Source organism: Paeniglutamicibacter quisquiliarum, assembly GCF_019084045.1.
In the GTDB taxonomy this organism is placed as follows: Bacteria; Actinomycetota; Actinomycetes; order Actinomycetales; family Micrococcaceae; genus Paeniglutamicibacter; species Paeniglutamicibacter quisquiliarum.
This window is the reverse complement of sequence record NZ_JAHRED010000005.1, coordinates 14,681-34,701: the sequence shown is the minus strand read 5'-3', so window position 1 is coordinate 34,701 and position 20,021 is coordinate 14,681. Positions and strand designations below refer to the sequence as shown.

Annotated in this window: 18 protein-coding genes; 4 read left to right on the top strand and 14 right to left on the bottom strand. The window is 70.9% G+C overall.

Features of this window, described 5'->3' with window-relative positions; genetic code table 11:
* Positions 1-21 precede the first annotated feature (21 nt).
* From KRR55_RS10435 to KRR55_RS10420, 4 genes are all read right to left on the bottom strand, one after another.
* Positions 22-897 carry a PPK2 family polyphosphate kinase gene (locus tag KRR55_RS10435; RefSeq protein WP_217389035.1) on the bottom strand — a complete coding sequence of 292 codons (876 nt, stop codon included), beginning with the start codon at positions 895-897 and terminating at the stop codon, positions 22-24.
* A gap of 183 nt (positions 898-1,080) precedes the next feature.
* Positions 1,081-2,310: a pyridoxal phosphate-dependent aminotransferase gene (locus tag KRR55_RS10430; protein WP_217389034.1), complete on the bottom strand. Its 1,230-nt coding sequence runs from the start codon at positions 2,308-2,310 to the stop codon at positions 1,081-1,083.
* Positions 2,311-2,400: 90 nt separating this feature from the next.
* A complete protein-coding gene (locus tag KRR55_RS10425; protein ID WP_217389033.1) occupies positions 2,401-3,411 on the bottom strand; it encodes a glycine betaine ABC transporter substrate-binding protein in 1,011 nt (336 codons plus the stop codon).
* Entirely contained in the window at positions 3,408-3,896 is a 489-nt protein-coding gene (locus tag KRR55_RS10420; protein ID WP_217389032.1) for an NUDIX hydrolase, read from the bottom strand. Before KRR55_RS10420 ends, KRR55_RS10425 begins: the two co-directional genes overlap by 4 nt.
* 80 nt (positions 3,897-3,976) lie before the next feature.
* Between KRR55_RS10420 and KRR55_RS10415 the strand changes: the two genes are divergently transcribed.
* Positions 3,977-4,480 (top strand): Lrp/AsnC family transcriptional regulator, encoded by a 504-nt coding sequence (locus KRR55_RS10415; RefSeq protein ID WP_217389031.1) that lies wholly within the window; start codon positions 3,977-3,979, stop codon positions 4,478-4,480.
* 67 nt (positions 4,481-4,547) lie between these two features.
* On the opposite strand, the gene KRR55_RS10410 is transcribed toward KRR55_RS10415, so the two are convergent.
* From KRR55_RS10410 to KRR55_RS10400, 3 genes are all read right to left on the bottom strand, one after another.
* Positions 4,548-5,783 carry a phosphotransferase gene (locus KRR55_RS10410; protein ID WP_217389030.1) on the bottom strand — a complete coding sequence of 412 codons (1,236 nt, stop codon included), beginning with the start codon at positions 5,781-5,783 and terminating at the stop codon, positions 4,548-4,550.
* Positions 5,784-5,805: 22 nt separating this feature from the next.
* The gene (locus KRR55_RS10405; protein WP_217389029.1) at positions 5,806-6,642 is read right to left on the bottom strand and encodes a hypothetical protein; all 837 of its coding nucleotides are present in this window, start codon (positions 6,640-6,642) and stop codon (positions 5,806-5,808) included.
* A gap of 269 nt (positions 6,643-6,911) precedes the next feature.
* Positions 6,912-7,532, bottom strand: a complete 621-nt coding sequence (locus tag KRR55_RS10400; protein WP_217389028.1) for a GNAT family N-acetyltransferase — start codon at positions 7,530-7,532, stop codon at positions 6,912-6,914.
* A 144-nt stretch (positions 7,533-7,676) separates the two neighbouring features.
* On the opposite strand from KRR55_RS10400, the gene KRR55_RS10395 reads away from it, so the two are divergent.
* From KRR55_RS10395 to cpaB, 3 genes are all read left to right on the top strand, one after another.
* Positions 7,677-8,270 (top strand): 5-formyltetrahydrofolate cyclo-ligase, encoded by a 594-nt coding sequence (locus KRR55_RS10395; RefSeq protein ID WP_254456106.1) that lies wholly within the window; start codon positions 7,677-7,679, stop codon positions 8,268-8,270.
* Between the two features lie 152 nt (positions 8,271-8,422).
* Positions 8,423-8,668 carry an FmdB family zinc ribbon protein gene (locus tag KRR55_RS10390; RefSeq protein WP_217389026.1) on the top strand — a complete coding sequence of 82 codons (246 nt, stop codon included), beginning with the start codon at positions 8,423-8,425 and terminating at the stop codon, positions 8,666-8,668.
* Between the two features lie 191 nt (positions 8,669-8,859).
* Entirely contained in the window at positions 8,860-9,564 is a 705-nt protein-coding gene (gene cpaB, locus KRR55_RS10385; RefSeq protein ID WP_217389025.1) for a Flp pilus assembly protein CpaB, read from the top strand.
* A gap of 74 nt (positions 9,565-9,638) precedes the next feature.
* On the opposite strand, the gene KRR55_RS10380 is transcribed toward cpaB, so the two are convergent.
* The 7 genes from KRR55_RS10380 to KRR55_RS10350 all read right to left on the bottom strand — a co-directional run bounded on the left by KRR55_RS10380 (position 9,639) and on the right by KRR55_RS10350 (position 19,971).
* Positions 9,639-10,013: a hypothetical protein gene (locus tag KRR55_RS10380; RefSeq protein WP_217389024.1), complete on the bottom strand. Its 375-nt coding sequence runs from the start codon at positions 10,011-10,013 to the stop codon at positions 9,639-9,641.
* A 2-nt stretch (positions 10,014-10,015) separates the two neighbouring features.
* Positions 10,016-13,786: a DNA helicase gene (locus KRR55_RS10375; protein WP_254456083.1), complete on the bottom strand. Its 3,771-nt coding sequence runs from the start codon at positions 13,784-13,786 to the stop codon at positions 10,016-10,018.
* 386 nt (positions 13,787-14,172) lie between these two features.
* Positions 14,173-15,759 (bottom strand): glutamine-hydrolyzing GMP synthase, encoded by a 1,587-nt coding sequence (guaA, locus tag KRR55_RS10370; protein WP_217389022.1) that lies wholly within the window; start codon positions 15,757-15,759, stop codon positions 14,173-14,175.
* 218 nt (positions 15,760-15,977) lie between these two features.
* The gene (locus tag KRR55_RS10365; RefSeq protein WP_217389021.1) at positions 15,978-17,684 is read right to left on the bottom strand and encodes an HNH endonuclease signature motif containing protein; all 1,707 of its coding nucleotides are present in this window, start codon (positions 17,682-17,684) and stop codon (positions 15,978-15,980) included.
* A gap of 236 nt (positions 17,685-17,920) precedes the next feature.
* Complete coding sequence (locus KRR55_RS10360) at positions 17,921-18,385, bottom strand: DUF3817 domain-containing protein (RefSeq protein ID WP_217389020.1); 465 nt, start codon at positions 18,383-18,385, stop codon at positions 17,921-17,923.
* Positions 18,382-19,248 (bottom strand): SURF1 family protein, encoded by an 867-nt coding sequence (locus tag KRR55_RS10355; protein ID WP_336245092.1) that lies wholly within the window; start codon positions 19,246-19,248, stop codon positions 18,382-18,384. Before KRR55_RS10355 ends, KRR55_RS10360 begins: the two co-directional genes overlap by 4 nt.
* A 222-nt stretch (positions 19,249-19,470) precedes the next feature.
* Positions 19,471-19,971: a PTS sugar transporter subunit IIA gene (locus tag KRR55_RS10350; protein ID WP_217389018.1), complete on the bottom strand. Its 501-nt coding sequence runs from the start codon at positions 19,969-19,971 to the stop codon at positions 19,471-19,473.
* Positions 19,972-20,021 lie beyond the last annotated feature (50 nt).

The following is a 20,021-nucleotide window of genomic DNA, read 5'->3' as shown; positions in this document are numbered from 1 at the left end:
GGGACGGATAGTCGCCCGGAACTAGGAAGCGGCCAGGCGGCGCTTTTCTTCCTCCACGTCAAAGTCGGCGGCCGGCCACTGCGGATCGATGCCCTTCAGCGCCTGGGCGAGCAGCGTCGCCACCGCCAGCCGGGCGTACCACTTGCGGTCGGCGGGCACCACGAACCACGGCGCATCCTGCGTGTGGGTGCGCCGGATGGCGGTCTGGTAGGCCTCCATGTACTCGTCCCACACCTCGCGCTCGTCGATGTCGGCGGGATTGAACTTCCAGTGCTTGTCCTCCCGCTCCAGCCGCTCGGCCAGGCGCGCACGCTGCTCGTCCTTGGAGATGTGCAGCATGACCTTGACGACGGTGGTGTCCTTGTCCGCCAGCCCGGCCTCGAACTCCCTGATGGCGCCGTAGCGGCGCTCGATCTCCTCGGCCGGCGACAGGCCCCTGACCTTGTGGATCAGCACGTCCTCGTAGTGCGAGCGGTCGAACACGCCGATGAAGCCGGCCTTGGGCAGCGCCCTGTTGATGCGCCAGAGGAAGTCGCGCTTGGCCTCCGCGGCCGTCGGCGCCTTGAAGGCGCTCAGCTGCACGCCCTGCGGGTCGACGGCGCCGATGACGTGGCGCACGATGCCGCCCTTGCCCGCGGTGTCCATCGCCTGGAGGACCAGCAGGACCTTGGCCGGGGCCCCGGCGCGAGAGGCGGCATAGAAGCGCTCCTGCAGCTCGCCGAGTTCGCGTCCCACCACGGCCAGGTCGCGGGCGCCGCCGGCCTTGTCCCCGGTGTAGCCCGGGGTCGAGGACGGGTCGACGCCCGCCAGCTCGAAGTCCGCGGAGGCCGCCAGCGCGGGGCCCACGGCATCGGCAAAGGGAACGGGGCGTGACTTGGACTTCTGCTTCTTGCTCATGGCTGCAACCTTCATCCTCGGGACTTGTGGAGATCAGCGTACGGCATGGGCCTTAACAATCGGCGCAGGCGGACGGGCGCCGCGTGCCCGGACGCGGCCCGGGGCAGGGCACGCAAGGGGCGCGTCCCCTGCCCCGCCGGTGGCAGGGAAGGGAACGCGCCCCGGGGCGGCCGTGCGGCGTCGCTAGACGGAGACCTTGCCCTCGCGCAGGTCCTCGAGGAACTCGCCGATGCGCCCGATCGCGTCCTTCAGGTCGCGCACCGACGGGAGGGTGACCAGGCGGAAGTGGTCGGGGGCGACCCAGTTGAACGCGGTGCCGTGGGACACCAGCAGCTTCTGTTGCTTGAGCAGCTCCAGGGCGAAGGCCTCGTCGTTGTGGATCGGGTAGATCTCCCGGTCCAGCTTCGGGAAGAGGTACAGCGCGCCCTTGGCCTGCTGCACGGAAACCCCGGGCAGCGCGTTGAGCATCTCGAACGCGGTGTCGCGCTGTTCCTTCAGCCGCCCGCCGGGCAGGATCAGGTCGTTGATCGACTGGTAGCCGCCCAGCGCCGTCTGGATGGCGTGCTGGCCCGGCACGTTGGCGCACAGGCGCATGTTGGTCAGCAGGTTGATGCCCTCGATGTAGTCCGATGCCAGGTGCTTGGGCCCGGAAATGGCCATCCAGCCGGAGCGGAAGCCGCAGACCCGGTAGGCCTTGGAGAGCCCGGAAAAGGTCAGGACCAGCACGTCGTCGGCCAGCGCGGCGGTGTTGATGTGCACCGCGTCGTCGTAGAGGATCTTCTCGTAGATCTCATCGGAGAACACCACCAGGTTGTGCTTGCGCGCCAGCTCCAGGATCCCCTCGAGGGTCTCTTTCGGGTACACCGCGCCGGTGGGGTTGTTCGGGTTGATGATCACCACGCCCTTGGTGCGCGGGGTGATCTTCGCTTCCATGTCCTCGAGGTCCGGCAGCCAGCCCTCTTCCTCCACGTTGAGGTAGTGCACCGGGGTGCCCCCGGCCAGCGACACCGAGGCGGTCCACAGCGGGTAGTCCGGGGCCGGGATCAGCACCTCGTCGCCGTTGTTCAGCAGCGCGTTCAGGGACAGCGTGATCAGCTCGGAGACGCCGTTGCCAAGGTAGATGTCATCGACGCTGATCGACTGGATGCCCCGGGTCTGGTAGTACTGCGAGACCGCGGTGCGCGCCGAGAAGATGCCGCGGGAGTCCGAGTAGCCCTGCGCCTGCGGCAGGTTGCGCATCATGTCCACGAGAATCGCATCCGGCGCCTCGAAGCCAAAGGGCGCGGGGTTGCCGATGTTCAGCTTCAGGATCCGGTGGCCCTCGGCCTCCATCCGCTGGGCGTGTTCCAGCAGCGGCCCGCGAATGTCGTACAGGACGTTGTGGAGTTTCGTGGACTGCTTGAATTCTGGCATGCTCTTACTTTCTCATTTGGGGCCGGGGGCGGGCGCGCACTGTGAGCAAGGCAACTCGGTCGGTGCGCCGAGTGTGAAGCCCGCGCGTCATCATGGGGCGCTGACCAGCGATTTGTCGGCCAGCCAGTCCGCGGCGGCCTTGTGGGCCTCCAGCGCGTCGCGGCCGGAGACCATGCGGTTCAGCTCCAGCAGGTCCTCCTGCTTCAGCGCGGCGCTGAGCTTGTTGATGGCCTTGATCGCGTCCTGCCCCACCCCGTCGGTGGTGATCAGCGGGGTCACCGCTTGCGGGGCGAAGAGCGTTCCGGCCCTTTGCAGCACCACCAGGGCGTTGTCGGGGATCCCGGCGTTCTCCAGGGTGGTCGCCTGCACCTGGACCGCGTCGCTGATCACCGGCATGACGCCGCGTGCCTGCTCGTCGGTGAGCTCGGCGACGGACTTGGGGGTGCAGGAGGCCTTGGTTGCCAGCGCCGGCACCAGCGAGGCCCTGGCCGCGCGGGAGATGCCGAATTCCAGCCGCGGGCACAGCGCGCCGAGCTGGTCGATGTCCAGCAGTTTTTCCCGGGCGCTGGTGGCCGCGGTGACAACCAGGGTCCCGGTGCGCTCCGCCTCGGCGGTGTCCAGCACCGCGAAGCCCGCGGGTTTCAGCGCGTGCAATTGCTTGGTGACGGTGGCGGCGTCCAGGTCCCCGGGGCCGTCCGCGGCGTCCGATGGCCCCGCCGCGCCCCCGCCCTCGGTCGGGGTGCTTGCCGATCCGTCCGCCGCGCCCTGCGCGCCGGGCAGCTTGCCCAGGGCGGCGAGCAGGTCGCTGGACCCGGCCACCGCCAGATCCGCCCGGCCCGCCAGGACCTCCGCGACCGGATCGGCGGCCGGCGGGGCCAGGCGCGCGCTGACGCCCGCATCGGCCAGGATGTCCTTGTAGGCGTGGCCCAGGGCCTGGGAGGTGGCGTCGGGCCGTTGCACGAGCAGCAATTCGCGTTCCGTCTGCGCCTGGGAGGTTGGCACCTCGGTGCCCGAAGTGCACCCCGCCAGGGCCAGCAACAGGGCGCCGAGCCCCAGGACGCGCAGTCCTCCGGCACGCCGGGGCCGGTTGTTCTCCATCATCGGGCGCTTTCCTTGTCAAGGTTTTCCCGGTAGAGCGCTATGGCCGCGTCGACGCGCTGGATGCGGTTCAGCGCGGCGACCTCCTCCAGCGGGAACCACGCGGCCTGGCTGGTGGTGCCCTCGGCCTCGTGGCGCAGTTCCCCGCCGGTCACGCTGGCCGCATAGAGGACCGCGACGGTCTGCATGGGATATTCGGTGCCGCTGTAGCGCTGGTGCGCCGGGATCAGGCCGGAGTCCACGGAGAGCAGCGTGTCGATCCGCACCCGGTACCCGGTTTCCTCCTCGACCTCGCGCACGGCGCCGGCGTCGATCGCCTCGCCGAGCTCCACGCCGCCGCCGGGCAGCGTCCAGCGCGGCACGAATCCGGCGTCGCGCCCGCGCATGTCCCACAGCGCCAGCAGGATCTCGCCGTCGCGGATCACCACGCAATAGGCGGCCAGCCGGGTGTCGAAGCCGCGGTGGGCCTGGGGTTCGGGGGTAGTCATGAGTCCATTTTAGGGTGTGCACGGCCTTTCCCCGGGGTCCAAATCTCCCGATGCGCCCACAACTGTGATGGAATATCAGCATGGCACCTTCAACTTTTCCGCAACAACCGGTTGAACTTGACGCCGTTGACCGTCGGATTATTCAGGAATTGGTCAATGACGCGCGCATAAGCAACGCGTTGCTGGCGCAGCGCACCGGCATCGCCCCGTCCACGGCGCTGCTGCGTACCCGCGCGCTGGTGGAGCGCGGGGTGCTCACCGGCTACCACGCGGAGGTCAGCCTGCCGGCGGTCGGACGCAGCGTGCAGGCGCTGATCTCGGTGCGGCTGCGGGTGCACGACCGCGTGCAGATCGACAAGTTCACGCAGAAGATGCCGCAGCTGCCGGAGGTGCTCTCGATGTTCCACACCTCCGGGGTCACCGACTACCTGCTGCACATCGCCGTGAGCTCCACCGAGGCGCTGCGCGACTGGGTGCTGGACTACCTGGCCACCGACGAGTCCGTGGGACACACCGAAACGACCCTGGTCTTCGGCCACCACAAGGGCCTGGGCGGGCCGATCCCCGAGAACCTGCCGAACTAGGCGCACCGGTCCGGGACCGCGTTCCGGATTCGCGGGTCGGCCGGGTGGGGCTGCGGGGCGGACCGGATCAGGCGAACGCGTCGGCGCGGCGCACCAGCTCGTGCACGGCGCGCAGCCGGGCCTCGGCCACCTGCTCCCACCGGTCACTGCCGAGGCCGCGGGCCCCGGCGATCAGGGTCAGCGCGACAGCTGCCGACCGCGCCCACAGCGCGCGCGGATCGACATGCAGTTCAAAGACACGGGCGAAATGCCCGAGCGCTTCGGCGGCACCCCGGTTCTTCTCTCCCAGCGACGGCAGGATCGCCAGGTGCCCCAGCAGGCACGCCAGGTCATCGACCCGGTATCCGGGCCCCAAGGAGTCAAGATCGAGCAGGGCGCTGATCCGTCTTGAGCTCAGCAGGATGTTCGCGTCGTAGAAGTCCCCGTGCGCGGGCACCGGCTCCCCGCGCTCGGAGGCCGACAGGTGGGCCTCGATCCCGGCCGCCAATTCCTCCAGCTCGCCGGCCCGCTGCGGCAGGGCCAGCGTGGCTGCCTGCAGGTAGCGTCGGATCGAATCACTCCAGGCGCCCCTGGCCTGCAGCTGCATCACGCCCGCGGGCAGCGCATCGAGCAGGGCGGTGAAGTCCTTCGGGTCCAGGTCGGCTCCCGCGTGCGGGCGGATGGCCGACGCCAGCGATTCGCCGCTGCCCGCCTCCAGCGCCAGCACCCCGGGGGCTGCGGGCCCCAGCACGGCCGGGACGGGAATCCCGGTCCCGGCCAGCAGTCCGTGGCGCAGGCGCAGGCCGGCGATAGCGTCGGGGCGTCCCACCTTCAGGAAGATCGTCCGTTGCATGTGCAGCGGACCGCGCGTGGTGAACGTGGCCCGGAGCACCGCGCGGCGCAGCGGCCGGTAGGCGATGGTCTTCAGCCCGGTCAGCAGGTCGCCCTCGCCCCAGGTCTGCCGCACCAGCGCCCGGTTCACGGCCAGCTCCAGATCGGGCAGCAGCGGGTCGTGGGGGTGGATCCATCCGCTGACGGTGATTCCGGGCGCCTCTGCGCCCGCGCCGATCGCGGTGGCGGCGACGCCGGGGACGGTGATCTTCTCGGTGGTGGCGCCCAGCTCGTTGAATCCGGTGCCTGCGGGCATGCGGTACATGGCGCTGATCCCGGCGCCGGGCCGATGCTGGATGCCCACCCGATTCGCCTCGTAGTCCCAGGTCCCCCGGGGCACGCTGCCACCGAGTTGGCGCACCAGGTCCGGGATCGCGGCCGCCAGCGCGGCTAGCTGCGCCGCATCGGCAGGACCCGGTGCGCCGGCGCTCATCGAAACGGGAGGCGGTGGCCGGTTAGGCGCGGCGGCGCTGCATGACATCGTCGAGATTGATGCGGTCCCCGGCGGCTCCGGTGCGTGCCGCGCGGGCTGCGTTTGCCTCCGCGGCGGCGGGCTTCGCCACGTGGTCGTCCGTGCCGGCGACGGGAGCCGGGGCGGCGGAGGCTGCGTGGGCGACGGGGAAGACTGGGGCTACTGGGGCCTCGGGGACTGCCGGGAGGGTGGCAACCTCCTGCGCGGCGGTGCCGACGGACTCGGCCAGGCGGGCGGCGGCTTCCTGCGAACGCAGGGTCGCATTGGTCGAAGCCTTCAGCTCGGCACTTGCCGGAAGCGGGGCGGGGGCCGGACGTTGTGCGGCGTTGGCCACGACGTACTGCGGCAGCGGGATCTGCTTGGGTTCCCAGCCCTCGGGGCGCTGGACGGCTGCTCCCTTGTGGGCGATGCGCAGCGCCTCGGCGCGCAATTCCTGGACGGTCAGGCGCGGGGCGCGCTTGTTCGAGTCCGGCTGGGCGTCAAAGACCGCCGCGGACTTCTTCACCGGTTCCGGGTGCGGGGCGCGGCCGGTTTCCATGGCACGGGTCCGCGTGGTTTCCAGCCGGGCGAGCAGCTTGCCGCGCCGGTCCCGCACGGCCAGCCCGCGCAGGGTGGAAAAGCATGCAATGGCCAGGGCCAGGGCCACCAGCGGCACCCAGCCGGAGAACACGCCCGCGAGGGCAAGCACGCCGCCGATGGGCAAGGCCAGCACGGCGAGGCTTCCGACCAGGGCAACGGCCAGACGGTCGTAAAAGATGCGCAAGGGCGGCTGCTCCGTCGAGTTGGACGCGACTGAAGCGTTGGATGCTACCGGTGCCATTTTGCTCCTCCGTCGGCTGGCGACTGATTTCTGCTGCGGATCCGCCCGGCCCTGCTCGAAAAAGGCCGATTTACCCCGTCGTGGTGATTCCATTGCCGTGCAACCTTGCCGGCGGACGGGTCCGCCGCCGAAAATTGTTGTCAATGTGAAACGTCCACGTCAACCACATTAAGCATGCTTGTGCACACGATGCCGCATTCAACCCGGTGTGTCCGGCAATACTCTGGACAAATTTGGGATATTGCCGCTTTTCGTCCCGGTGTCCGACCCTATGGCGTCCTGGCCAGCCAGCGGTTGAGCATCCCCTCGGGGACCTCCTCGGCTGTCAGCGCAAAGCTGCGGTGGTCGGCCCACGCCCCGTTGATGTGCAGGAAGTCCTTGCGCACACCCTCGTCGCGGAAGCCAAGCTTTTCGACCACGCGGAGGCTGGCGCCGTTTTCCGGGCGGATGTTGATCTCGATGCGGTGCAGCCCCAGGGCCTTGAAGCAGTGGTCAGCCGCCATCGCGACGGCTTCCGGCGCGATGCCGGTACCGGCGTGTCCGGCGTCTACCCAGTAGCCGATGGAGCCGCTGCGGGCCGCTCCCCACACGATCGAGGAGACCGTCAGCTGCCCCACGATCGGGGCATGCCTCGCATGCAGGGCCGGCAGGGTGATGGCCCAGGGCAGGCACTGCCCCAGGCGTGCAGCGCGGTTTTGCGTCGAGACCATCTGCCCGAAGTCCGCCGGGTACCCCGCGCCCTCGGGCAGCGTCGCATCCCAGGGAGCCAGCCACTGGTCGTTGGCGCGGCGCAGGTGCATCCATTCGGCCTTGTCACGGCGGCGCAGGGGGCGCAGCACCAGCCGCGGTCCCTGCACGCTGACAGGCCATTGGCGATCAAATTCGGACATGTCACCAATCCTAGCGATTCCGCCGGGGCCCGAGGGCCGCGCCCTGCCGCCGTGGCGCCCGCCGGGCCCCGCACCGGCCGCGGCGCCGCGGGTCTCCCCCTGCCCCTTCGCCCCAGGGTGTCTAGACTGTTGGACGTGAGCGAGATGAACCCCAAGGACGAGGCCCGGAACGAGCTGCGCGCCCAGCGCCGGGAGATGGGACCCGCCCGGCGCGAGTCGGAGATGGCGAGGCTCGCCGGGCACCTGTTGCCGTGGCTGGGTCAAAACGCGCCGCGGCGGACGCTGACCTTCTTCCTGTCCTACGGGACCGAACCGCCCACCACCGCCCTGCTGGTCGGGCTGCATGCCGCCGGCTACACGATCTACGTGCCGATCTGCGAGCCGTTGCGGCGACTGTCCTGGACCCGCTGGTTCCCCGGGGTGGAAATGGCCCGCAGCGCCGTCGGGCCCATCGACGAACCGGTCGGTGAGCGCTTCGGCCCCGAACTGATGAAGGACGTCGACGTCATCCTGGTGCCGGCACAGGCGGTCGATGAAAACGGGGACCGGCTGGGGCAGGGCGGCGGCTACTACGACCGCTTCATCGAGTCCCTGGCGGACACGGGGCCGCGTCCGAAGCTGCTGAGCATCGTCTTCGAGCACGAGTTCGTGGCCGCCGGGCGTTTCCCCGTCGAACCCTTCGACCAGCGGGTCGATGCCGTGGCGCTTCCCTCCGGGGTGCGCAATCTCACCGGGTAGCGGCGGGAGCGTACGTTAGAATTGGTGCAGGCGGTCGCTTCGGCGCCCGCACCCACCACCTCTCCGACAGTCGCTTGCCCGGGTGACCGGCCGCGCCGCGTGGCGCTTCCTCCCCGCGGCCAGGCACGCAACGCCCGTGCGAAAGGATCAATATGCCTACCTATGTTTATGCCTGCAAGGACTGTGGCCATGCCCTGGAGGTGGTCCAGTCCTTCAGCGACGAGGCCCTGACCATCTGCCCCGAGTGCCAGGGTGCCTTGCGCAAGAAGTTCAACAGCGTCGGCGTGGTGTTCAAGGGCTCCGGGTTCTACCGCAACGACTCGCGTTCGACCACGAGCTCCAGCACCCCGGCCGCGTCAAGCAGCAAGGTTTCCGCCCCGGCGTCGACCTCCGCCTAGGGCTTGCCCGCGGGCGGTTCGCGCGTCGATCGGCGATTGCCGGCCGACGGCCGACCGGTCCCGGCGGGGGCCTGCGGCCGCGGAGGAGCCGGGCGGCGCGCCTCCCCGCACAGTCTGCGCCCGGGCCTTGGGCATGACCGTCCCGTCATGGGCCCCACCCTTTTGGGTGGGGCCCATGAGTTGCTTAAGCCATGTCCAAAATTCGTCGTACCGATCCTCCGCGCCAGGCCTTCTCCGCGCGGGCTCCCCGCCGTTCGGGCAGGGAGCTGTTTGCCAAGTACCGCAGGCACCTGGCCGCGGCGCTCGCCATGCTCTCGCTGGCCCTGTCCCTGGCGTTCCTCGCCCCCGCGACCGAGGAACGCGTCGAGGTGCTGGTGGCCGGCCGGGATCTGCCCGTCGGCTCCCTGCTGCGGCCGGAGGACCTGCGCAGCCAGTCGGTTCCCCGATCCCTGGCGCCCGAGGGCACCTACGGGAACCGGCCGCCGGCCGCCGGCTCGCGGCTGGCAATTCCCGTACTGGCCGGGACCCCGGTGTTTCCCACGATGGTCATCGGCCCCGGGCTGCTGGCGGGCCTGGAGCCCGGGTCCGTGGCCGTGCCACTGCGCCTGGACGACGAGCAGACCGCGTCATTGGTGCGCGCCGGGCAGCGCGTCGATGTGGTGCTCACCGAGGGCAACGGGTTTGAGACCAAGCTGGCGTCACGGGTGCTGGCGCGGGCGGTGCCGATTCTGTGGACCGGGGCGCAGGACCAGCCCGACGGGCAGGGCCCGTGGAGTGTTTCCACCGGGTCCGGGCCCGGCGGCCTGATCGTGGTGGGGGCCGGGGCAGGCAGTGCCGAGCAGCTCTCGACCGCATCGCAGCGGGGCAAGGTGTCGGTGGTGCTCGTCAACCCCTAGGCACGGGCAGCGCCGCCGTGCGGGTGCGGGCGAACCTGCGTCCGGGACCCGGCGGCCGCGACCCGGCGGGTGGCTCAGTCCCAGTGCGGCGGGCGCTGGGATTTCAGCCAGTCGCCCAGGTCGTCGTCCACATCGCCCCAGCGGCGCGGGTCGTCCTCCGCGGCCTGCTGGTCAAGGACCTGGTTCGGCTTCCCGGCCCTGGGCGCCTTGGGCTCCTGGGGCGCCTGGGCCGCGTCGTCCCCCGCGGCGCGGGAACCGGCGTCGGACTCCCCCGGCGCCGCGGCGGTCCCCGGTGCCGCATCGGCGTCCGTGGAGGGGCCGGGCGCGGGCCGACCGGCGCCGTGGGGCAGCTCAAAGACACCGACCAGCGTCGAGTCGCTGACCTGTTGCGGCGGCGCGGTGAAGCGCCGCGGCTTCCTGGGCCGCGGGGCTCCCGGTTCAGCTGCCATGGCTATGCATCGGCCAGGTCGGACTCCCGGCGCGCGGCCTGTGGCGAACCGGTTGCCGACGGGCCGGGTCCCGTGGAAGCGCCGCGGGCAGTGTCGTCGCCGGCCGCGTCGAGCCCCAGGAAGCCGGCCAACTCGTTGGCGACCTTGTCCGGGTCGGAGAACACGTCGATGGTCCACAGTGGCACGTAGCGCCAGCCCAGGGCCTCGAAGAGCTGCGGGCGCAGGCGGCTGCGCTCGCGCACCGACAGCTCGCGGTAGCCCTGCGTGCCGTCGTACACCACTGCCAGCGGTGCGGCGGTGCCGGAGCCGGTGACATCCAGCGCGTGCGCGGCAATGTCCAGCACCCCGCGGTAGTGCTGGGTCACGATGGCCCCGCGCTCGGCCAGGCGGGCCATCAGGTCGGTGACCAGCGGGTCCTGCAGCGGCGTGGCGGTCGCCGACATGCCCGAGTCCCCGCCAAGCACCCGGCCGAAGAGCTCCAGGAAGCGGTAGGCGCCAAAGCGCATGCGCGCCAGGTCCATGTCCTGCGGGCGCAGCGCGGAGACCAGCACCATCGACTCCCGGGCGCGGGTCACCGCATTGACGAACAGCTCGTCGCCGCCGGGCTGCGACAGGGCGCCGAAGTCGTGCACGGTCTTGCCGTGGGTGGTGCGGCCGTAGCCCAGCGAGAGGATGATGGCATCGCGCTGCAGCCCGGCCAGGCGGTCCACGCTGGTGACCAGGAAGCGTTCCTCCGCGGTGCGGAAGTACTTGGTCGCCCAGGGGTGGTTGGGCAGCTGCACGCGGATGCCCTCGGCGATCGCGGCGGCGTGCCGGCGGCTGCCGGCGATGACGGCCAGGGTCTTCTCGCCGCGGCGCGAAAGGTGCGTGAAGACCAGGTCCACGACGCGCTGCACCTCGGCCACGGTGGTCTCGACGGATTCGCCGTCGGAGCCCAGGGACCCGGTCCCGTCCATCACGTACTCGGCCTTCAGCGCCGGGGTGCCTGCGCCCAGCGAGCGGGCGGCCGGCAGCCGGGAGAGCGAATCGGCGTAGAAGTCGTGCGAAAGGGACTCGGTGAGCCCCTCGTCGATGCCCCGGTAGGCGGTGGACAGCCGGATCAGCGGGAGCACCTCCTGGAGCGTTTCCATCGCCGAGATCGGCGCCGACTCGATGCGCGTGTGCGCCGTGGGATCCACGGAGACCTCGAACGGGTTCGGGGCGCCCATCATGGTGTCGCCGAACGCGATGACCTGCGTCGAGCGGGAGATGGAGCCGAGCACCGAGCGCAGCGAGAGCGAGTCGGCATCCAGCAGGATGACGGCGTCGAACTTCATCCCGGCGGGCACGGTGGCGGGGACCAGCAGCGGGGACCCGACCCAGACGGGGCACAGCGAGTTCAGCAGCGAGTCGCCCAGGGCGGCGAGGTCCGCGACCGACGGTTCCCCGTCCTTGAGCATGGCCCGCAGTTCGCGCGATGCCGCCCGGTGGTCCGCCAGCGCCGCCTTCCACGCCTTGGCCAGCGCCCAGCGCAGGCGCGCGGCGCCGGAGGAGACGTGCGCGGAATCGGCCAGCCGGTAGTCGGCCTCCAGGCGGCGCAGCTTTTCCCCGTCGCTCATCGCCAGGAAGTCGTCGCCGGAGATCATGGCCTCCAGCGCCGACTGCCACCAGGCCAGGTCGAGTTCGGCGGCGACGGCCTCGGGGGCGACGTTGCGCGCCCGGAAGTCGTCCATCAGCTCGCCCAGCCCGTGCTCGGCGAGCTGCTCGGTGAGCAGCGTGCGTTCGGGCAGCTGTTCCAGCTCGCCCTGGTGCGCCAGCAGCTCGTCCATGCGGCCCTGCAGCGTGGCGACGGGTTCGTCGCGCAGCGAGCTGCCCACGGATTCGGGCAGCAGCGTGGCCAGCTTGTCGATGCGCGATCCGGCATCCTGGTAGCCGGCGTTGACGTCCAGCAGCCCGGCGGGCACCATCGGGTGGCGCTGGGAGGTGGCATGGTGGTGCCAGGCGAGGTGCTGTTCCTGGACGGCCTCGAGCGCCGCCTGCAGGTCCGAGACGTGCACGCCGGGGCGCACGTAGTCCTTGGCGACCTTGCGCAGCCGCGAGCGGGTCATCGAGCTCATCTCGATGCCGCGTTCCCGGCGCCAGGAAGAGGAGGCGGTGGCGGAGATGAGGTCCTCGACCGACTTGTCGAAGATGTCGGACTCGAACTTGTCCAGCGAGCCGCGCACCGCGACCAGCAGGTCCAGCTGCTCGCCCCACTTGTTGTAGGAGTCGGCGAGCCGGATCTCGGAGTGGGCGGCGACCTTGAGCATGTGCTCGCGCAGGATCGGCAGGTCGCGCTGCAGGCCGGTGACCAGGTCCAGCGCGGTGTCGGTGTCGCGCTTGTTGCGCAGCCGTGCGCCGTACCAGGGGCTGGAGGCCGAGGCCCGCACGAACGCGCCGAGCTCGGCGGCGCGCTTGAGCTGTTCGGCGGTGGAGGTGCGGCTGGTGATCGAGTCAAGCACCGAGCGCTTCAGCCGCACCGTGGTGGCCGGGGCCGGGGACAGGGCGGAAAGCCGGGCGAGTTCCTGCATCGCCCGGTAGGGCGAGCAGCCCCAGCGGGCGCGGGTCGAATGCAGGGAGCGGACGTGGTCAAGCAGCGCGTGGCGGTATTCGCGCAGCGAGGCGTGCAGCTTGCCCAGCTGCGGCTCGGTGGCGCGCTCGTTGCGCAGGATCGCCCGGGTCAGCAACTCGCGCAGCGCTTCGGGGTCGTCCTCCGGGGAAAGCAGCAGCGCGGTCCCGGCCAGGTCAAGCCCGGCGAAGCGCGTGACGAATTCCTCGGCGCTGGAGCGCCGTTCGGCCACCACCAGCACGCGCTTGCCCGCGGAGGCGAGCACGCCCGCGGCGTTCAGCGCCGTCTGGGTCTGTCCGCTGCCGGCCGGGGCGCTGACGGCCACCGACTCCCCCGCCTCGACGAGGTCCAGCACGGCCTGCTGGGATTCGTCGGCATCCAGCAGCAGCAATTCCTCGGCCGGGTTGCGTTCGTCGCTGCTGCGGGCGGGGCGGCTCTGGCCGGGGCGCGCGGCGGCGCCCGGTCCGCGCTCGCCGCGGTTCAGCTCGGCCTCGAAGAGCTTCTCCAGCACCGGGTGCTGCATGTCGATGCTGCCCGGGTCGGCAGGGTCGGCGAGGTCGGCAAAGGTGGAGATCAGCAGGCGGTGGGCGATGACCATGCCGGAGACGTCGGCGACCTGGGTGCGCAGCGCGTCCATCGCACGGGTCGGGTCGAAGCGGGCGATGGAGTAGGCCGCGGAATTGATGGCCGTCACGTCGATGTCCAGGTGGTGCTGGCGCCTGAGGTAGCGCAGCAGCGCGGGCGAGAACTCGGCCCTGCCCATGAGCTGAATCTCGAAGTCGTCCTGGTCCTCGCGCACGGAGAGCACGATGCGTCCGAGCATGATGGGCGCGTTGAACTGCTCGCTGCGGCCCTCGTGCACGGCGCGCCAGTTGGCCTGGCCCGCGGAGAGGTAGCCGACGTCGATGCCGCGCTCGTCCCAGAGCTCGCGGATCTTCCCGCGCAGCGCGTCGGCGGTGCGGCGGGCCGAATCGTACTGGTCCGAGTCCCGCAGCAGCGTGGAGAGGCGGGTGCGCCGCCCGGCCAGGAACTGGGCCAGTCCCGAGGGGTGGGCATGGGTGATGTCGATGCTGTTGGACACCGAGGGGGCGAACCGCAGCAACGTGTCGGTCCCCACCCCTGGGCCCAGGGAGTCAACCCACGTGGAGACCAATTCATCTGCGTGCTGCTGGTGCTCTGTCACCATACCGTCCCTTCACCTCTTGCCTGAATGCTGCCGCACCCGCGTGACGCCTTGCCGCGTGGATACATTCAGCCCTTACCAACCTAGTCCAAAACGGGCCCGCGATGCCGAACCAAAACACGTTGGACACCGGCCTCTTGCGCATCCGGGCGCCTGCCGCCGGCCCGCGGGGCCAGGTCGCGCCCGCCCGGGCCACGTCGGGGCCGCTTTCGGGTGAACCATGGGTGTCCGACGGGTGAACGCTGCGCGCCCGATCCATCATGGCGGCGCCGCTTTGCCCCGGGGAACCCGCGGCCCGGGGCGGGGCTTGCCCCCGGAAAACAGTTCAGGGGGAAGCCCGCGTAGGCTTCCCCCTGAACTTTGCCGCCGGCGCGTCTACGCCGTCGGGCTTACTCCCATTCGATGGTTCCCGGCGGCTTGGACGTCACGTCCAGCACCACGCGGTTGACCCCGTCGACCTCGTTGGTGATCCGGTTGGAAATCCGGGCCAGCAGGTCGTAGGGCAGGCGCGACCAGTCCGCGGTCATGGCGTCCTCGGAGGACACCGGACGCAGCACGATCGGGTGGCCGTAGGTGCGGCCGTCGCCCTGCACGCCCACGGAGCGCACGTCGGCCAGCAGGACGACCGGCATCTGCCAGACTTCCTCGTCCAGCCCGGCGGCGGTGAGCTCGGCGCGCGCAATGGCGTCGGCCTTGCGCAGCAGTTCCAGGCGCTCCTCGTTGACCGCACCGATGATGCGGATGCCGAGGCCCGGGCCGGGGAACGGCTGGCGCATGACGATCTCGGCCGGGAGGCCAAGCTGCTTGCCCACGGCGCGGACCTCGTCCTTGAAGAGCGCGCGCAGCGGCTCCACCAGCTCGAAGTCCAGGTCCTCGGGAAGTCCGCCGACGTTGTGGTGGCTCTTGATGTTGCTGGCGCCCTCGCCGCCGCCGGATTCGACGACGTCCGGGTACAGGGTGCCCTGGACCAGGAACTTCACCGGCTGGCCGGAGTCGGCCGCCTCGGCAAGGATCGCGGTTTCCGCGGCCTCGAACGCGCGAATGAATTCGCGGCCGATGATCTTGCGCTTGGTCTCCGGGTCGGTGACGCCGTCCAGCGCGGTCAGGAAGCGCTCGCGCTCGTCGGCGATGTAGAGCTTCGCGCCGGTGGCGGCGACGAAGTCCATCTCGACCTGTTCGGCTTCGCCCTCGCGCAGCAGTCCGTGGTTCACGAACACGCAGGTGAGCTGGTCGCCGATGGCGCGCTGCACCAGTGCGGCGGCCACGGCGGAGTCAACTCCGCCGGACAGGCCACAGATGGCCCGGCCGTCGCCGACCTGGGCGCGGATCTTCTCGACCTGCTCGTCCAGGATGTTGGCGGCGGTCCACGAGCCGCTCAGGCCCGCGCCTTTGTACAGGAAGTTCTCCAGCACCTGCTGGCCGTGGGCCGAGTGCTTGACCTCCGGGTGCCACTGCACGCCGTAGAGGCGCTTGGCCTCGTTGGCGAAGGCCGCAACGGGTGCGCCTGCGGTGGTGGCCAGGACCTCGAAGCCCTCGGGCGCGACCGAGACGGAGTCGCCGTGGCTCATCCAGACGTTCTGGCTCTCCGGAATGCCGGCCAGGATGGAGCGTGCGGTTCCGGAGGAGGTTGCGTCGGTTGCGCCGTATTCGCGCAACCCGGTTTCGGCGACGACGCCGCCGAGGGCGTTGGCCATGGCCTGGAAGCCATAGCAGATGCCCAGGACCGGCACACCTGCCTCAAACAGGTCGGCACCGACGCTCGGGGCACCGTCGGCGTAAACGCTCGAGGGGCCTCCTGAGAGGATGATTGCCGCCGGGTTCTTGGCGAGAATCTGTTCGGTGGTGAAGGTATGCGGGACGATCTCCGAATACACGTTGGCTTCGCGTACACGCCGAGCAATCAGCTGTGCGTACTGGGCCCCGTAATCGACGACCAGAACCGGCTGGTGCTCTGGGGTGCTGGGAGTGTTGGTCACGCGCCTAAGCTTAGCCGCCCGGAGAGCCCGCTTGCATCTTCAACGGGCCGAGGGTGACGCAAACTACTTTGGCCGTGGCCCGGGCCGCGTCATGTTGGCCGGTGAGGCGGTATCCGCGGATGCCATCCACCGGTTGACCGCGCGCAATGCGGCAGGCCGATCGACTGCTGGAACGGCGGATGGAACGGTGGGTGGAACAGCAGTCGACCCCCGGCCGCTCAATCGGCGAAGAGCGGAGGGGCGTATCCGGCGGTGCGCAGCTCGGGGTGCCAATACAGGTTTCGTTCCGGGTCCCCGCGGGGCTGGCCGGCCCGGGCGATGACGTAGGGAATCCCGTTGATCATCTTCAGGGTGATCAGTCCGGCATGCACCATGAGGTGGTGGTGCTGGCAGAGGCAGGCGCCGTTGTCGACACTGGTCGGACCGCCCTCCGTCCATGGCTTCACATGGTGGGCCTCGGAGGTGGAGGCCGGGCGGTGGCAGCCGGGGATGACGCAGCCGCGGTCGCGCAGGGCGATGGCCTTGCGCTGGGCGGGTGTGAAACTGCGCACCTCGCGTCCCAGGTCCAGGATCTCCCCCTCGGAGCCGAGCAGCGCGGGCAGAATGCCGCCGATGCAGGCCAGGCGGCGGATGTTCGCCGCGGAGATCGGGCGCCCATGGGCGGTGATCCCGGCGTCCTCGCACTGGCCCAGCAGGGCGCGGTAGCCGATCAGTACCCCGATCTTCACCGGCATCCCGCCGCTTTGCAGCGGCGAGGAGCCCGTCAGGGCCCCGGTGAGTGCGGCAAGGACGGCGTCGAGCAGCAGCTGCGGCGAGGTCCGCGGGTCCCGGTTCCGCAGCATGTCCCCCGGGGTGCCGGAAGCGCCGGTTGTACCGGCGGGGACGCCGCAGTCCAGTTCGCTGACGGGTGCCAGCGCCGGGTCGGCGCCCGGGTCCAGGGCCCAGTCCGGGGCGGGAACGCCCGTGGTCGCGGGGGCCGCGGGGGCCGCGGGGGCCGCGGGGGCGGGGGACGTCGAGGAGGAGGCAGGCGGGAGCCTGTCGGAGCGCGGGTTGGTCCAGGCCTCGCCGAAGGCGAGGATCGTTTCGGAGTCGATCGGGTCGCAGCGCAGCAGGAACTCGTCGCATCCCTCGCGGAATCCGCGGTAGACCATGCCGCGCTTGGCGCGGATCTCCTCGTCGGTGATCGGAGCGCCGTTCTCGGTCAGGAAGGCGCCCCAGTCGGCCAGGGCCTTGTGGCTGTGCCGGGGTGCGGCGGTGCGGGCCTCGTGGGCCAGGGATTCCTCGATGGCGAAGTTCAGCTTGGCGGCGTCGGGCCGGGCGGCAATGCGCGGCTGCATCGACTCCAGGCGACCGGCGAGCTGTGCCAGGGTTCCCACGTCCGCGCTGCCGTCGGCCGCGGCGCCGGCCAGCACCGGGAAACTCGGCGCCCGGACCGCGGTGACCTGATCGGCGGCTTCGCCGGCGGGGTTCGGTGCCGGCGGGGCCGGGGCGATGAGCAGCCGGGCGCCGGTGAGCCGGCGGCGGGCCTCGGTCGCGGAGATGTGCAGGTGCGCCTGCAGGTACTCGGAGGTGTTGCGGTGCACGGCCATGCCGGGGACGAAACGCTCCGGCGGGACGGTGGCGCTGCACTCGGCCAGGGGCCGGGGATCCGCGGCGAGGGCGTCGATGGTGCTCGCGGTGTCCGGGTCAAGCCGGTGGATGTCGGTGGCGTCGGCCTGGAAGGTCGCCTGCAGCTGGGCGTAGCCGATGGTGCGTTGTCCGTGCTCGAGCAGGCCCAGGACCAGGGCGCCGGAGGCGGCGTCGAGGTCGAGGCCGCCGGCCCTGCGTGCGGCGGCGCGCAGCCCCAGCACCGCGGCGGCCAGGTCCCTGACCGCGGTGTTGGTGATCTCCTGCCCCCTCGGGGTGCCGGCTGCCGGTGTGCTCATGCCATCGAGTTTGCGCCACCCGGTCCCCTGCGGCGAGCCGGGGCCCGGGCATCTGGGGACGGCCCCGCATCGGGATAGGCCTGGTGCGGGAAAGTGCGGATGCGGGGACCGGAGCCAGCGGCGGGGCCAAAAGCCAGGGGGCAACGGCGGAGCCAAAACCGGGACCAAATGCGAAGGGGCGGCCCGGAGGCGCGCCGTGGCACGTCCCGGGCCGCCCCCTGGCGGCGTACTGGGTCTCAGTACCGCTTGGCTGCCTGCGGGTGGGAGGCAAGCTCGGCGTCGACCTCGCCGTGGACCTTCTTCTCCATGAAGAAGGAGAGCAGCGGCACGACGCCGCCCAGGGCTATGGTGATGAAGCGGCTGAAGGGCCAGCGCATCAGCGACCACAGGCGGAAGTCCGCCAGCAGGTAGACGACGTACATCCAGCCGTGGATGATCAGGATGGCCAGCGAGACGTTGACGCCGCCGGCGATGTCGGCGCGGTTGACCAGGCCCACGGCGTTGGAGCCGCCGTCAAGCAGGGTGCCGCCGATGAACAGCTCCAGGTGCCAGAAGTACTTCACGATCATTTCGGCGCAGAGCAGCAGCAGCATCACGCCGGTGGCGTAGGCAAGCACCTTGTAGAAGGTGGAGGCGCTGCGGATCTGGGCGGGGGTGCCGGCAAAGCGGCGCACCTTGGGGGCGGGGTTGACGTCTGTCACGGCTGGTCCTTGGGTCGGGATGCGGGGTTCGGGGTCTCGGTGCTCGGGTTCTCGTGGTGCAGCTGGCGCCGGTAGACGTCCACCGGGTCCAGTCCCGCGGCCAGCGCGGCGGCATCGGCGATGTCCTCCTGCTTGCGGCGGAAGTCGTCCGCCACCAGCCGATACCAGAGGAAGACCGCGAAGCCGGCGAAGACCACCCACTCGATGCCGTAGAAGATGTTCAGCCAGTTGAGCTGGCGTTCCTGGGGCTGCGGGCCGACGTGGACCGGGACGAGCCCGGTGGCGGCGGCCGAGCGGTCGGCGCCGTCTGCGCCGGTCACCGCGGTGGCGGCGATGAAGCCGCTGTAGGAGGGCACGTCCCACACGTTGATCAGCTCGGCCACCGAGAGGGAGTCGTAGGCCACCTGGCCGGCGTCGCGGGAGATGGGGGCCTCGGTGGGCAGCAGGCGGCCGGTGATTTCCAGGGCGCCGTCCGGGGCGGGGGCCGGGGCCGCGTCCTCGGCCTGCCAGCCGCGCACCACCGGGATGGTGTTTCCGGCCGGGGCGCCGTCGACCTTGAAGGCGGCGACGACCCAGTAGCCCTTCTTGCCGTCCTGCAGGCGGTTGCCCACCAGGACCTGCTTGCCGGGCAGGAAGCTGCCGGCGGCCGAGACCATCTGGTCGGCGTCGCGGGCCAGCAGGTCGGTGGCGGGCTTCAGGTGGCCGGTGAGCGGCACGACGCGCTCGGTGGTGGTGACCGGGGGCGGCGCCTCGGTCTGCGAGCGGTTGAACTGCCATTGGCTCAGCAGGACGAAGCCGGTGGCAACAACGAGGGCGCCAACCAAGGTCAGGATCCAACGGGGTTTGAGGGCAGTTTTCAGCACAGTACAACCGTACTTCGATTCGACATGGAAGAGCCAATGGAACCAAACCGGGCCGCCGGCCGTTCGCGCCGGCGCCCGCCGCCGTGGGCGGCTGGCCCGGGGGCGCTTTTCCGGCCCGGCCCGGGGGTGCAGGCGCTCCGGGCGGAGGCCCGAGCGGGGGCCGGCGCAGGACACCGACATGTCGGGGATCACACCCGCGGCGGGCGGCGGGGCGCCGGCGGGTCAGACGGTGGAGAAGTCGACGGTGGAGTTGATCAGCTCGGCGATGACCCCGGCGTCGTTGGCGCGGCGCAGGGACTCGCGGAAGGACTGCTTGGCCAGCGAGCGGGCCAGCGCCGCGAGCATCATCAGGTGCCCGGAGTAGCTCGTTGCGGGAGTGGCGAGCAACAGCACCACGTGCGCGGGGCCGTCCTTGGCGCCGAAGTCCAGGCCCTGGCCGTAGGCCATCACGCCCACGGCGATGCTGGGAGCCTGGACGAATGAGCTGCGGGCATGGGCCAGGCCGATGCCGCCGGGAAGCCCGGTGGCCAGCTGGTGTTCGTGGCGGTGGACCTCGGAGAGGAATCCGGGCACCTCGGCGATCCTGCCGGCGGCCAGCAGCCGCTCGGCCAGGGCGGCAACCGCCTCCTCGCGGGTGGGTGCCCCGAGCTCAAGGAGCACCATGGCCGGGGTGGTCAGCTCCGGCGTGGCATCGCCGGCGGTCATCGGCTGGGTGGAAGTCATGGCATCGATTCGCGGGGGTGGGGGAAACTGTCGGGAAGGGCGGCGCGGGG